The sequence below is a fragment of the Psychrobacter sp. PP-21 genome, assembly GCF_033790785.1.
Taxonomy (GTDB): Bacteria; Pseudomonadota; Gammaproteobacteria; order Pseudomonadales; family Moraxellaceae; genus Psychrobacter.
In genome coordinates this window covers 130,129-145,562 of the sequence record NZ_JAMYEB010000004.1, presented here as the reverse complement: position 1 = coordinate 145,562, position 15,434 = coordinate 130,129, and the positions used below count along the sequence as shown (strand labels likewise).

Here is a 15,434-nt window from a genome sequence, read left to right as displayed (position 1 = left end):
TTTAACTTAGTTGTCCACTAAAGGCAGTCTGCTTTGTTGCTGCTGCTTTTAGTGATTTGTCTCAACCCTATTCATTGCCTTCATTCATCTTATCCGCGTCTATAGTACGCTGTCAGATGATTATAAAGATAACGGAGAAGCAACTTGAAAGATTTACTCGATATCATGCAAAGCCCTACCGGCAACGGTAACCAAGAGTTTGATAGCATTCAAATTACTTTAGCCTCACCTGACGTCATCAAGTCATGGTCGCACGGCGAAGTAAAAAAGCCTGAAACCATTAACTATCGTACGTTCAAGCCTGAGCGTGATGGTCTTTTTTGTGCCAAAATCTTTGGCCCAGTAAAAGATTTCGAATGTTTATGTGGTAAATATAAGCGCCGTAAGTTCCAAGGCGTTATCTGCGAAAAATGTGGTGTCGAAGTTACCACTGCTAAAGTTCGTCGTGATCGCATGGGTCATATCGACCTAGCCAGTCCTGTGGCGCATATCTGGTTCCTGAAATCATTACCAAGCCGCATCGGTCTATTGCTAGACATGACGCTACGTGATATCGAGCGTGTTCTATATTTTGAAAGCTACATCGTAACTGAGCCTGGTCTAACTAGCTTAGAAAAGTACCAGTTGCTTGATGATGAAGATTATTACAAAGCGCTTGAAGAGTTTGGTGATGAATTTACCGCCAAGATGGGTGCTGAAGCCGTTCAAGACCTACTAAAAGACATCGATATCGATCTTGAAATTGATGAGCTACGTGAAGCGATTCCACAAACTGGTTCTGAGACTAAGCTTAAGAAGATGTCTAAGCGTCTCAAATTATTAGAAGCATTCCGTGATTCTAATAATAAGCCTGAGTGGATGGTAATGAATATCTTGCCAGTACTACCACCAGATTTGCGTCCTCTAGTACCGCTAGAAGGTGGCCGCTTTGCGACATCAGATCTAAACGATCTGTATCGCCGCGTGATCAACCGTAATAACCGTCTTAAGCGTCTACTTGAGCTAAGCGCACCTGATATCATCGTACGTAACGAAAAGCGTATGTTGCAAGAGTCAGTAGATGCGTTGCTTGATAACGGTCGTCGCGGTCGTGCCATCACTGGTAGTAACAAGCGTCCATTGAAATCTTTGGCAGATATGATCAAAGGTAAGCAAGGTCGTTTCCGTCAGAACTTACTTGGTAAGCGTGTCGATTACTCTGGTCGTTCGGTTATCGTTGTAGGTCCAACACTACGTCTACATCAGTGTGGTCTACCTAAGAAAATGGCTCTAGAATTATTTAAGCCATTTACTTATAACAAGCTATTGTCTCATGGTCTAGCAACTACGATTAAAGCTGCCAAAAAGATGGTAGAGCGTGAAGAGCCACAAGTGTGGGATATGCTGGCCATGGTTATCCGTGAGCATCCAGTACTTCTTAACCGTGCGCCAACACTTCACCGTTTGGGCTTGCAAGCATTTGAGCCAGTATTGATCGAAGGTAAAGCAATCCAGCTGCATCCGCTTGTTTGTACTGCATTCAACGCCGATTTCGATGGTGACCAAATGGCCGTTCACGTGCCATTGACGCTAGAAGCACAGTTAGAATCACGTGCCTTGATGATGTCTACCAACAACATCTTGTCACCTGCGAATGGTGATCCGATCATCGTACCATCTCAGGATGTTGTACTGGGTCTATATTACATCAGTCGTTCGTCTATCAATGCCAAAGGCGAGAGCATGATTTTTGCTACCGTTAATGAAGCATTGCGTGCAATTGGTTCAAACGATCTACATGTAAACGCTAAGATCAAAGTGCGTGTTACTGAGACGCAAATTGACGAAGACGGTAACGAGACCAAAGAAATCAGTATCAAAGATACGGTTGCTGGTCGTCTACTTATCTGGAACATCATGCCTAAAGGTATGACGTTTGATGAGTGTAACCAAGAGATGACGAAGAAAAACATCTCTCGTTTGATTAACTCTTGCTACCGTAAAGTTGGCGTCAAAGAAAGTGTTATGTTTGCTGACCAATTGATGTATCTTGGTTTTGCTCAAGCAACGCTATCTGGTGTGTCTATCGGTATCGATGACATGGTCATTCCACCACTGAAAAAGAATATTATCGAAGTGGCAGAAGGCGAAGTACGCGAAATCGAAGATCAGTTCGAGCAAGGTTTCGTAACTGCTGGTGAGCGCTATAACAAAGTCGTTGATATTTGGTCACGTACTAATGACAAAGTCGCTAAGGCGATGATGGACAACTTGGCAACAGATAAAGTTATTAATGCACAGGGTGAAGAAGACGAGCAAAAATCATTTAACTCTATCTTCATCATGTCGGATTCTGGTGCTCGTGGTAGTGCGGCACAGATTCGTCAGTTGGCAGGTATGCGTGGTCTGATGGCGAAACCGGATGGCTCAATTATTGAGACGCCGATTAAAGCTAACTTCCGTGAAGGTTTGACCGTACTACAGTACTTCATCTCAACTCACGGTGCACGTAAAGGTCTAGCGGATACCGCACTGAAAACAGCTAACTCGGGTTACCTAACTCGTCGTCTGGTTGATGTGGCGCAAGATTTGGTTATCACTAGCGATGATTGTGGTACCGAAGAAGGCCTACTCATGAAACCACATATCCAAGGTGGTGAAATCATTGAGAAGCTAGGTGAGCTAGTACTGGGTCGTGTTACTGCACGCGATGTTGCGTACAATGATGATGCTGATAAGATCTTGATTCCAGCGGGTACATTGATTGATGAGTACTGGGTTAACGTTCTAGATAACAACGCAATCGATGATATCTGGGTGCGCTCAGTTATTACTTGTAATATCGAACATGGCGTGTGTTCACAGTGTTATGGTCGTGACCTTGCACGTGGTCATAAAGTGAACATTGGCGAGTCAGTTGGTGTTATGGCTGCTCAGTCTATCGGTGAGCCGGGTACTCAGTTAACCATGCGTACGTTCCACGTGGGCGGGGCCGCGAGCTCAGCTTCTGTAGACAACAGCATCTCTGTACGTAATGCTGGTCAAGCGCACTTTGAGAACATGAAAACAGTACAGCATACCGATGGTCACTTAGTCATCGTATCGCGTTCAGCTGAAATCGCATTGACCGATGAGCTTGGCCGTGAGCGTGAGCGCTATAAAGTACCATATGGTTCAAGCGTCCTTGTGAAAGACGAAGAGCAGGTTGAAGGCGGTCAAACTATCGCTAAATGGGATCCGCATACGCATCCAATTATCACAGAATTTGCTGGTACAGCACGCTTCAGTGACATCACTGATGGTATGACTGCAACAGTAAAAGTTGATGATGCGACTGGTATGAGCTCGTTTGAGATTCTAGCGACTCGTGACCGTTCAAGCTCAGCAAAAGACTTACGTCCTGCGATTATCTTGAACACTGATGAAGGCAAAGAAGTGGTTTACTTCTTACCAGCTGAAACGATCATCCGCGTGAGCGATGGTGAGAAAGTAGCAGCCGGTTCGATTCTAGGCCGTGTACCACAAGCGTCTTCTGGTACAAAAGATATTACTGGTGGTCTACCACGTGTTGCTGACTTGTTCGAAGCACGTCGTCCAAAAGATCATGCCATCATGGCAGAAATGACTGGTGTGGTAAGCTTCGGTAAAGAGACCAAGGGTAAAAACCGCTTCATTATTACTAATGAAGATGGTGAAGTACATGAAGAGCTAATCCCGAAATGGCGTCAAATCAACGTCTTTGAAAACGAGACGGTAGCACGTGGTGAAGTGATCGCTGATGGTCCACAGAACCCACATGATATCTTACGTCTGAAAGGACAAACTGCGCTTGCTGATTATATTGTCAATGAAGTACAGGACGTTTATCGCTTGCAGGGTGTAAAAATCAACGACAAGCACATCGAAGTTATCATTCGTCAGATGCTGCGTAAAGTTGAGATTACTGACGGCGGCGACTCAAGTCACTTCAAAGGTGATCAGGTCGAATATGCAGATATTAAAGCATTGAATGCTAAGCTAGAAGCGGAAGATAAATTCCCAGTACAGTTTGAGCGTCAATTGTTAGGTATCACCAAAGCCAGCCTTGCAACTGAAAGCTTTATCTCAGCGGCGTCTTTCCAGGAAACAACCCGTGTACTAACTGCTGCTGCTGTGACTGGTAAAGTCGATGAGCTACGTGGTCTGAAAGAAAACGTGGTTGTTGGTCGCTTGATTCCTGCTGGTACTGGTCTTGCTTATCATAAAGCACGTAAAGAAACAGCAGATCAGAAGCTACAAGATAAAGATCTGAATGCTGCGTTTGATATGACTGCAAGCACTGATAGCAAAGACTTCGCTAGCTTTGATGAAGCATTTGCTCAAGAGTTAAATCAAGACAACTAATCGTATTAAGTATCTTGATTCATTCTTAATTTGATAAAAAGCCAGCCTAAGTTGCTGGCTTTTTTGTGCGTGTAAAAAACTGAGAAAGGCATGGTGCTATCATCTAAAAAAATAGTACACTGGGAAATAGGCTCTAATTCACTATTTATAAAAGGACAATTAGCAAATGGCAGGTAAAACACGCGTCGCTAAATACCAAGCAGATCGAACCAATCAAAAGCTATATTTTTGTCGTTTATCTTGCCAAGCAGCAGGCGGCTCCAATGACAAGCAGTTATACCAGGCACATTGTGAAACCGCTATTTTCCATTTGCATGGCGCACTATTAGCATTTATTCAAGAACTGGGTCATTTCTATAGTTTAAACATGACGGCACCAACGTTGCTCGATATTGAGCAAGCACTGAGCGAGCGTACGCAAGTATCTCCTGAGATTCAGCGCTTACAGCAATTGCAGCAGCAAGGTTTTGTGGCAAATATAGAGCGTGCTTATCAACGCTGTCTCTATGCGGTACCACCAGATACTGTTGTAGACAATACACCAAACGACAACTCAGTATCACCAGATCTTATTGTTAATGTTGTTACTCTATCGAATCAGTGGCTACCTGATGAGGCCACGATACGCGAATGGCGTCAACAGCTTTTAGAGTTGATTGAGCAGTTGCGTGCAGGGATGGTTGAGTTCTAATAAAATTGCTTGGAAGTATAAATGAGATAATAACTAATAGCATAAAAAAAGACCTGTTCAGTGATTACTGGACAGGTCTTTTTGCTCTAAATACGTGCTATAAATTTATAGAAACTACTCTGGCATTGGTGGCATACGCTGAACGGGTGTTGCTGACAAAGCATTCTGTGATGATCCGTCAGTACTCCGACTGTTGCCCGATGCCTGTGTCTGTGAAATGCTTGAGTTTTCGATAGGTTCAGGGGCAGTTGGTTTGCGCTGCTGGGTTTGAGTTTTAACCGGTTTTGCAGGTTGATTGGTATCGGATAACTCATCATCGTCAGCAGCATTAGAGACAATGCCATCATCAGTCATTTCTATAATTTGCTGTTGTTGCTTTTTAGATTTTGAGCGATTATTAATAGATACCCACTGATTTGGTGTGTCTTCGAGCTGTGCTTTCATGAAGTCTATCCAAACGGGCAGGGCGGCCACGCCACCGTACTCACGGCGACCCATAGATGTCGGTTGATCAAAGCCCATCCATACTACTGTTGCATTGGTAGGATGAAACCCTGCAAACCAGGCGTCTTTAGCTTCATTGGTGGTACCAGTTTTGCCGCCAATATCATCACGTCCCAAAGCTTTTGCTCGTACTGCAGTACCGCGCTGCACGACATCACGTAGGATATCTGCCATCTCAAATGCGACTCTAGGTTTTAGTATTCGCGGTGCTTGTTTGGCCATGATGTACTGTACAGCAGGCGCTTTTAAGCGATCTGACTGTGGACCTGCGTTGTAGATCTCATTATCGGCAACAGTAGTAGCTTCTTCTTCAGTCTCTCCATCACTCTCTAACTCTTCAGTAGTCGACTCATCGGTGGTGCTAGTCTCATCTTCGAGTGATTGATTGTATTCCTCTAATAGTGTTTTATTGACCTCTTCGAGTTGCTCGTTGAAACACAATGCACAGGCTTGGAGAGGGTTGGCTTGGAATAGTAGCTCGTTCTTATAATTATAGATTTGCTCAATAAAGTAGGGCTGTACACGATGACCACCGTTGGCAAAGGTCGAATAGGCCGTTGCCATTTGTAAAGGAGTTGCTTGTCCTGCGCCGAGTGCTAGCGATAAAGTCGTTGGTAGTTTTTCTTTGTCTAAGCCAAACTCATCTAGTAAGTTACGGGCATCGGAGATACCAATGGCCTGTAGTAAGCGGATAGAAACCAAGTTGCGAGACAGGTACAAGCCACGGCGCAAGGTGATATCGCCCAAGAAACGTTCGTCCGAATTTTTAGGCTTCCAGTCGCCTACTTGAATAGGACGATCAGATACGATACTGTCTGGGCGATAGCCTTTTTCTAAAGCGGCTGTATAGACAAGCGGCTTGATGGTAGAGCCAGGTTGGCGCCACCCTTGTAAGGCTCTATTAAACTTACTGTGTTTGAAATCAAAACCGCCTACTAATGCATTAACCGCGCCGGTTTCTGGATTTAATGAAACCAGACTACCTTGTATTTTAGGTATCTGCCCTAGTTGCCAATTACCATTTGCGGTAGGTATCACGCGGACAATATCGTTTTTGCTCACTATTTGGCTAGCATTATTAGGGTAGTAACCGATACGGTTGGCAGAGATGTATTTGCGTGCCCAGCTCATGCCAGACCAGTTGACCGTTACACTTTCACCAGATTGTAGCGTCGCTTCAAAACTACGAGAATTGACTTTGGTGACTTTGGCAGGAGACATATTGCTATAGCGCTGAAAGTTTTCGAGAGGCTCGTCATTTGCTTCTGCGCCGCGCCATCCATGACGATGCTCATAAGCAATCAGCCCGGTTAATATGGCAGCCTCTGCCGCCGTTTGTGCCTTGCTATCGACTGTGAGACGAACACGCCAACCGCCATGCATGACTTGCTCACCGTAGCGTTCAACTAAGGTAGCACGCGTCATTTCTGCTAAATAAGGCATATTTACATCAAGCTTTTCTTGATATAGTTTGATGCCCACAGGTGAGTTTACGGCTTCATCATGTTGAGCCTTGGTAATGTAGCCAAGCTCATGCATACGGCCAATAATCCAGTTGCGGCGAGTCAAAGCCCGCGTAGGATTGGCAACAGGATTGTATTTAGAAGGGGCTTTTGGTAGACCAGCAAGCATTGCCATCTCAGCAATACTTAAACTGTCTAATGATTTACTATAATACTTTTTGGCAGCAGCGCGAATACCGTAAGCGCCTTCACCCAAATAAATCTTATTGACATATAGAGTTAAAATATCGTTTTTACTCAGCTCGTCTTCGATTTTACGTGCTAAAAATAATTCCATCAGTTTACGGTTTAGGGTACGCTCAGGGCTCAAAAAATAATTTTTAGCAACCTGCATCGTGATAGTGGAACCACCCGTCTGACTATCATCATCAGTGACAACTTCAGTGACCGCGCGACCAAGCCCTTTGATACTAATACCACTATGCTGAAAAAAAGAAGCATCTTCTGCTGCTAAAAAAGCATGAGTCAAATCTTTTGGTATTTCATCAAAAGTGACTGGCAATGATAAACGGTTACCATATTGACCAATCAATTTCTCATCACTACTATAAATCTGCAATGGCATTTCTAGGTTGGCAGTTTTGATTTCTTGAGTGCTAGGCAGAGTCGGCGATAAATACATCGCCATGCCATAAAAACCAATGGGCACAGCAAGTGCTAAGATGACTGCCAATGCTAGACAAGCGACAAAAAGCCCCACCAAAAAGTGAATGAGACGAGCGGTAGCATTTTTTTTGGCCATAATAAGACTTATTAATTAGAATTTGTAGCGGATAACTTATTATACCTTGAACAAAATCAACAGGTCATAATAAATGTGTAAGTAGGCCTTAATATATTTTTAAACGCTTGAATCTATCAATTAAGTAAAGTATTGTATTCAATTATTACAAATAACTATCAGATTGTACACTTAATATAAGGTATAGAGTTTGTGAGGCTATTTACTTCTAAAAGTCGACATTTGATTGGTGTGGATATTTGTGCCACTTCAGTGAAGTTGGTTGACATACAGCGCCAACAAGGCATGTTCCATCTCAAATCTTATGGTATCGAGAGAATACCGGAAGGTATAGTCGTTGACAAACTCTTAGTAGACACAGAAGCGGTTGGCAACATTATAGCCAGTCTAGCGAGACGTTGCCAGGTGGCGGGCAGTAATGCGGCAACAGCTGTGTCAGGATCTGCTGTCATTACCAAAATCATTGACATGGATATGGTGCTAAACGATGTTGAGCGCGAAGCACAAATACGTTTGGATGCTGACCAGTATGTGCCTTATCCACTAGAAGACGTCAATCTCGACTTTGAGGTACTAGGCCCGTCTTTAGTTGATGACAATATGGTGCAAGTGTTGCTCGCAGCCTCTCGCTCAGAAAACGTCGACCAACGTGTTGATGCCCTCACATTTGGTGGTATGCAAGCCAAGGTCATGGATATTGAGTCACATGCTATTGAACGCGCTTTTGGGTTGATGGTAGACAATCTGCCAAACATGCCGGAGTTGGTTGCATTGGTAGATATTGGTCATAATCAAACTACCTTGTATATCGCAAAAAATGGCGAGTTTATTTATAGTCGTGAGCAGTTATTTGGCGGTGTGCAACTGACAGAAGCCATCCAGAATCGCTACGGATTATCGTTTGAAGAAGCAACGCTGAGCAAACGTGAGCGCACATTGCCTGATGATTACTATCCTGAAATCTTGACCCCCTTTATAGAAAGTACCATTCAACAAATCACTCGTTCTTTGCAGTTTTATTTCTCTTCTAGTCAGTACAGCAGTATTGACCATGTAGTACTTGCAGGCGGTAGTAGCTCTATCGCAGGTCTCGCTGGATTGGCACAACAAAAACTCGGGGTGAGTGTTAGTGTGGCCAATCCATTTACCAATATGACCATTGCGCCTAATATTGATAATGAGCAATTGACCATTGATGCACCAAGCCTAATGGCTGCATGCGGTCTTGCGTTAAGGAGCTTTGACTAATGGCTCGTATTAACCTTTTACCTTGGCGACAAGAAGAGCGTGACCGTCGCAACAAAGAGTTTATGACTCTGGTAGTCGCAGTGACTCTACTCACTTTACTGGCTGCATTTGCTTCATGGAGCTATTTCAATAATGAGCTCGATGAGCAGCTTGATGCCAATGCATTAATTGAACAAGAAAACGCACGCTTAGATACGGCACTCACTGAAATTGACAGTTTAGAACAGCGCCGTGAAGATATTATCTCGCGTATGCAGGTTATTCAGGACTTGCAGGGTCGCCGTCCGGTTCCTGTACGCTTATGGGATGACTTGGCTCGTGCCATTCCACCAGCACTCTATTTGAATAACCTAAAACGCGAAGGCGATGTTTTGACTCTGACAGGTCTTGCAGACAATCCAAATATTGTGTCGAGCTTGATTCGTAACTTAGATAGTAGTAAGTGGATGGGTAACTCGGCAGTGAGTAATATTCAGCAGAATATCAGTGCTTATGAAGCAGCTCCAGTACTTAATAACACTGTCGCTACTGGCGAACAACCACGCCCTGTATACCCTGAAGACAGTTATGTGCAGTTTGTGATAACGACTAAAGTACAATCTGAGACACCTGTTCCTGCTGAAGATGGTGTGGGAGGGGAGTTATGAAACTTGTCCGCAAAAAAAGCCTAGTCAAAACTAAGAAAACGGCGTTAAAACCGAAAAAGCAGTTTGACTTAAATGAATTCCGCCGCAGCTTTGAATCGTTGGATTCTGAGAACTATGGCAGCTGGCCATTACCAGTAAAGGTAACGGTAATTGGTCTTATTATTACCTTTATCGCAGCACTGTCATGGGCGCTACCAATTAGCAGCAAAATAGATGAGATCAAGGCAGCTGAGAGTCAGCAACAGACCTTGCTTGACAGCTACCGTGAAAAAGAGTCACGTGCGCGTCACTTAGAGGCTTATCAAGCGCAAGTTGTTCAAATGGAAACTGAATTTAATACCTTGTTAGATCAGTTGCCAAAAGATACCCGTGTGTCAGAATTGGTAGAAGGTATCAATATGACAGGCGTCGGTAGTAATATTCGTTTCCAAGATATATCAGTAGAGCCTGAAATTGAAAACGAATTCTTTATTGAGCAGCCGATCCGTATCGCGGCTTTGGGTGAGTATCATCAATTTGGTAGCTTTATCAGTGGCCTTGCTGCATTACCTCGAATCATTACTATGCATGATTTTGAAGTGAGTAACCCGCAGCCGAGTTTGGATGTTTTACCAGAACTGAATTTGGTACTGCAAACGAAGACTTATCGTTCCAAAGAAGCTGCTCCTGAAGATGAAGCAGCAGTCGCTACTGATACAAACGCAGGAGGCAACTAATGAGTATACAAAAATTACCCATGTTGTTGGCTTTGAGTGTCTCAGCTGTATCTATGGCTGGCTGTGCTGACCGTATCGGAATGGCAGAGCAAGCGATGACTGATATTCGTAACCAGCCAGCACAGCCTATCGAACCACCGCCTCAAGCTGAACTGGTAGAAGATTTTGTCTATAGTGCCAGCGCGCAGCGTAGTCCTTTTCTACCGCCAAGCTTGGTCAATGTACAAGGTCCTACGACGTCTATTGATGGCGTCCGCCCAGACATTACAAGGGTCAAAGAACCACTTGAGCAATATGAATTATCGCAACTGATCTTTCGAGGAGTCGTGGTTTCACCCGAAGGTCAGCGATACGCATTGGTACAACGCCCTGATGGTTCAGTTGCTAGTGTGAAGGTAGGTGATTATCTTGGATTGAATGACGGCCGTATTGTTGAAATCACGCCGACCCAGATTAACTTGATTGAAATTGTGCCAGACAGCCGCGCAGGGTTTGTTGAAAAACCCCAGTCGCTGGTATCCCCCATAAGCTAAGTCGGCAGATTTTTTGAGGAATAAATAATGACAGTACGCAATAACAAGGTAATGACGATGAGTAACCGCGTTTCTTCTGCTTTTGCCATTTCAGCATTGGCAGTGAGCATGGTAGCAGTAAGCAATAGCGCTCATGCGGATCAGCGTATCAATAATGTCTCTGTGGTACAAACGGCACCAGCAGTGACACAAATGCGTTTGGGGTTTGCAGGACTACCTGTATTGCCGGCAGCCTACCAACTTGATGATCCTAGCCGCTTGGTACTAGATTTTGAACAAGTGCAAAACGGTCTTACTAGTCGCTTTAACGAATACAATATTGGTATGGTCAACGATGTCACCACGTTGAGTAGCGATAGCACAACGCGCCTTATCGTTGGTCTCAAACAGTCAGGAAATTACACAACAGCGATTGAGGGTAATGATCTGCTATTGACAATTACTGATCCTAACCGTCCAGTAATTACTAGCGACCCTATACAAGATGTCCTCAATAACAACAATGGTATAACCACCACGGCAGTCGTGACACCAATTGTCGAGACGAGTGCTACTCCTGTGGCGGCTGTCCAAACAACCAGTACGACAGTAGTAAAAAACGAAGTGCCAGCCGACACGATGGTGGTAAGAGTTAATCCACTACTAAATCCGCAGCTCGCTTCCTCACAAGTAAGTAGACAGTACAGTTATGACGGTCTAAGCGCGGTCAATTTTTCGGCAGGTAGTGACGGTGGTGGCAACGTCAGTATGGTACTTGCCAATGAAGCCATTCCGGTAGATGTACAGCGTCAAGGCAACAAGCTCGTAGTGCGCCTAACGGGTAGTACGGTTCCTAGAAACCTGTTGCGTCGATTAAATATTAATAGCGGTCTGGTTAGTAGTATTGATACAAAAAACCAAGGTCAAAATGGTGTTGTCACTATTAACATGACTGAGGACTACGAATATCAAGCTTACCAGTCAGGCAATCAATTAAGTATCAGTATCGACAAGCCTGAGCTGTTACGAGAGCCGACGCTTGAAGAAAGAGTATATAGCGGCGAGCCATTGTCTATGGAGTTTCAAGACGTTGAAATTCGTAGTGTTCTAGATATATTAGCGCAGTTCACTGAGATGAATGTTGTGGCTAGCGATTCAGTCGCTGGTAATATTACGTTGCGTCTGATTAATGTGCCTTGGGATCAAGCGCTTGATATTATCTTAAAAAGTAAAAATTTAGGTAAGCGCGAAAACGGTAATGTCATTTTGGTCGCGCCTTCTACAGAGCTTGCAGAGCAAGAAGCTCGTGAGCTAGAAGCACAACAAGCGGTTCAATCTTATGCACCGCTCCGTACTGAGTATATTCGTCTGAGCTATGCAAAAGCACAAGATGTCTTAACACTTATTTCTCAAGGCAGCGGCGCATCGAATAACAACAGTAGTCTGTCAAATCGAGTAGATGACAACAATACGTTATTATCCAGTCGTGGCACGGTAACGATTGATGAGCGTACCAACACACTCATCATTAAAGACGTGGCTGATAGTATCGAAAATATACACAATCTCATCAGCAAAATTGATATCCCAGTCCGTCAGGTAATGATTGAAGCCCGTATCGTGAGCGCTACCGATACGTTTAGTAAAGAGATAGGTGTGCGTTGGGGTATCTTATCGAATGGGGCAGCCAACAATCGTAGCTTATTGGTTGGTGGTAGCAATCAGACCCTAGCAGATCTTAAAGATTTTGATATAGAAACCACGACAATTAACGGGCAAACGGTTTCTTACCCTTCTTATGACATTACCAGTCCTGATAATTTAAACGTTGATCTGGGTGTTTCTAACCCAGCAGGTAGTATTGCTTTTGGTCTGCTAAGCCTATCTGATGTGATGCTCGACCTTGAACTGTCCGCCTTGCAAGCAGACAATCGCGGTGAGGTCATCTCTACACCGAAAGTCTTAACCGCTGATAAGCAAACCGCGAAAGTCTCTTCTGGCACACAGATTCCTTATCAGGAGGCCTCAGCCAGTGGCGCAACCACGACCAGCTTTAGAGAAGCAGCGCTAAGCTTGGAGGCAACGCCGAATATCACGCCTGATGGTAAGATTGGCTTGCAGCTACTTATCACCAACGGCACGCCAGTGTTTACTAATGGCATCGTTGCTATCAATGAAGATTCTATATCAACCAACGTGACTATCGAAGATGGTCAAACGGTCGTGCTGGGCGGAATATTTAGAAACCGTACCAACAATAACGTAGACAAAGTTCCTTTCTTAGGTGATTTACCATACATCGGTCGCGCATTCCGTAGAGATGTCCGTAATAATAACAAGGAAGAGCTACTCATCTTTATCACACCAAAACTGATCAATGATGGCACTAGCCGTCTGAACTAGTCGTCTCTCTATTCCGCCTTCGTTGAAAAGCAAGCCATCGTGCTTGCTTTTTTTGTGCATGAATCAAATATCTCTAAGAGTGTGTTATACCTACATTGACTAATGGGTAAGGTGCGATAAATATTACTGACAATAATCATGGCGCATTACTAGCCAGAATATCAATGACGTTGTATCATAGCTAATTTAGCTGAGTGAGTATTATGGTGCAGGAATTGCCGTCGGTGTTTTTAGTGGGACCGATGGGAGCGGGTAAGACGACAATTGGTAAATTGCTTGCCAAGCAACTGGGTCGAACTTTTGTAGATAGTGATTGGTACATAGAATCGCAAACAGGTGCCGATATTGCTTGGATATTTGCCAAAGAGGGCGAAGCAGGTTTCCGTGAGCGTGAAACACGTGCCATCGATGAATTGACTCAGACGCCCCAAATCGTACTAGCGACAGGCGGTGGCGCAGTGATGTGTGCCGAAAACCGAGCGTTTTTAAAACAACGTGGCATTGTGGTTTATCTAAATGCACCCGTTGATGTACAAATGGCACGCACTGCTAAAGACAAGTCGCGACCACTCCTACAACAGCCTAATCCTAGAAAAATCTTGCAAGAGCTGTATAGTATTCGTGATCCATTATACCGTCAGGTTTCGCATATTATTATGCCTACTGGGCACACCTATCCGCGCCATATGGTCAATCAGTTATTGCAGCAGCTAACCACATTTTTTGACGGTACTGATGCATTGCTGACAGATGATGAGTAATAGGTCGACACTATAGATTTTAACTTTTAATAATTTTAACTTCTAACAATAGTTTTGACCTGCCAACCCAGTTACTTTTACCCCAATAAAAATGCTTAAGGAGTGTCTCATGACAGCATCACTATTTCATGATCGCCTAACTGTTCACGCTCAGAGCCATGACTATCCAATCGTTATTACTGAAGATTCTGAGGCAGAAAACAGTAGTATGGCAAAACAGATTGCCCCTTATATCAGTGGTCGCCAAGTATTAATTGTCACCAATGATACGGTCGCCCCCCTGTACTTAAAAGCATTGGAAGACGAGCTGGCAGAGCAGTTCACAGTAAAGGTTTGTGTGTTGCCAGATGGTGAGCAATACAAGAACCAGCAAAGCATTGATAAGATCTATGATGCCCTAATGGCAGAGCACTTCAATCGTGATGTCACACTTATTGCGCTTGGCGGCGGCGTGATTGGTGATATGACAGGTTTTGCTGCAGCCAGTTTTATGCGAGGAGTGAACTTTATCCAAATTCCAACAACACTATTATCACAAGTTGATTCTAGTGTCGGGGGTAAGACGGGTATCAATCATGCGCGAGGCAAAAACATGATTGGCGCGTTCTGGCAGCCGCAGATGGTGCTTGCAGACATGAGTACGCTGAAAACCTTACCTGCGCGTGAGCTATCGGCAGGCGTTGCTGAAATCATCAAATATGCGCTTATTATGGACGATGCATTTTTGGTATGGCTTGAAGAGAATTTACCAGCGATGATGGCGCTAGATTTGGCTGTGCTTGGCGAAGCCGTGAAGCGCTGCTGCCAATACAAAGCAGATGTCGTAGCGCAAGATGAAAGAGAATCCGGTGTACGTGCATTGCTCAACTTTGGACATACCTTTGGTCATGTGATAGAGACTCATCAAGGTTATGGCAATTGGTTACACGGTGAGGCAGTAGCCGCTGGCATGATGCAAGCTGCTGAATTATCCCAAAAAATCGGTTGGTTGACCCATGATGATGTTGCACGCATTAGACGCGTTCTAATTCTAGGTAATTTGCCAATTACGCCGCCTGCAATTGATGCACAAACGGCTCTGAATTTAATGGGTCACGACAAAAAAGTCAAACACGGACAAATCAGGCTGATTTTGTTAAAATCAATAGGCAGTGCGGTGTTAACTAATGATTTCGATTCGGCACTGTTATCTGAAGTGTTATCACAACATAGCGCATAGTTTATCAAAATCTTAGCGATCAGTTGTTTATATCAAGCGTTGGTAAACACTTTTGATGAGTGTTTTTGATAAGTACTGAGGTTATTAAGGTTACTAACGGCACCTC

General features: G+C 44.2%; 10 protein-coding genes. 9 read left to right on the top strand and 1 reads right to left on the bottom strand.

Features of this window, described 5'->3' with window-relative positions; translation table 11 throughout:
- Nucleotides 1–144 precede the first annotated feature (144 nt).
- Nucleotides 145–4,362, top strand: a complete 4,218-nt coding sequence (gene rpoC / locus NJD71_RS05735) for a DNA-directed RNA polymerase subunit beta' (protein ID WP_319050990.1) — start codon at nt 145–147, stop codon at nt 4,360–4,362.
- Between the two features lie 166 nt (nt 4,363–4,528).
- Complete coding sequence (locus tag NJD71_RS05730) at nt 4,529–5,053, top strand: DUF6586 family protein (RefSeq protein ID WP_319050989.1); 525 nt, start codon at nt 4,529–4,531, stop codon at nt 5,051–5,053.
- Nucleotides 5,054–5,167: 114 nt separating this feature from the next.
- Here NJD71_RS05730 and NJD71_RS05725 read toward each other — a convergent pair whose 3' ends face one another.
- Nucleotides 5,168–7,822 (bottom strand): penicillin-binding protein 1A, encoded by a 2,655-nt coding sequence (locus NJD71_RS05725; RefSeq protein WP_319050988.1) that lies wholly within the window; start codon nt 7,820–7,822, stop codon nt 5,168–5,170.
- A gap of 192 nt (nt 7,823–8,014) precedes the next feature.
- Between NJD71_RS05725 and pilM the strand changes: the two genes are divergently transcribed.
- From pilM to aroB, 7 genes are all read left to right on the top strand, one after another.
- Nucleotides 8,015–9,070 (top strand): type IV pilus assembly protein PilM, encoded by a 1,056-nt coding sequence (gene pilM / locus NJD71_RS05720; protein WP_319050987.1) that lies wholly within the window; start codon nt 8,015–8,017, stop codon nt 9,068–9,070.
- A complete protein-coding gene (locus tag NJD71_RS05715) occupies nt 9,070–9,717 on the top strand; it encodes a PilN domain-containing protein (RefSeq protein WP_319050986.1) in 648 nt (215 codons plus the stop codon). The genes pilM and NJD71_RS05715 overlap by 1 nt, the downstream gene beginning before the upstream one ends.
- Nucleotides 9,714–10,433 (top strand): type 4a pilus biogenesis protein PilO, encoded by a 720-nt coding sequence (locus NJD71_RS05710; protein WP_319050985.1) that lies wholly within the window; start codon nt 9,714–9,716, stop codon nt 10,431–10,433. Before NJD71_RS05715 ends, NJD71_RS05710 begins: the two co-directional genes overlap by 4 nt.
- Complete coding sequence (locus NJD71_RS05705; protein WP_319050984.1) at nt 10,433–10,966, top strand: pilus assembly protein PilP; 534 nt, start codon at nt 10,433–10,435, stop codon at nt 10,964–10,966. Before NJD71_RS05710 ends, NJD71_RS05705 begins: the two co-directional genes overlap by 1 nt.
- A gap of 27 nt (nt 10,967–10,993) precedes the next feature.
- Nucleotides 10,994–13,348, top strand: a complete 2,355-nt coding sequence (pilQ, locus tag NJD71_RS05700) for a type IV pilus secretin PilQ (protein ID WP_319050983.1) — start codon at nt 10,994–10,996, stop codon at nt 13,346–13,348.
- 203 nt (nt 13,349–13,551) lie between these two features.
- Complete coding sequence (gene aroK / locus NJD71_RS05695; RefSeq protein WP_319050982.1) at nt 13,552–14,109, top strand: shikimate kinase AroK; 558 nt, start codon at nt 13,552–13,554, stop codon at nt 14,107–14,109.
- 109 nt (nt 14,110–14,218) lie between these two features.
- Nucleotides 14,219–15,328: a 3-dehydroquinate synthase gene (gene aroB / locus NJD71_RS05690; protein ID WP_319050981.1), complete on the top strand. Its 1,110-nt coding sequence runs from the start codon at nt 14,219–14,221 to the stop codon at nt 15,326–15,328.
- Nucleotides 15,329–15,434 lie beyond the last annotated feature (106 nt).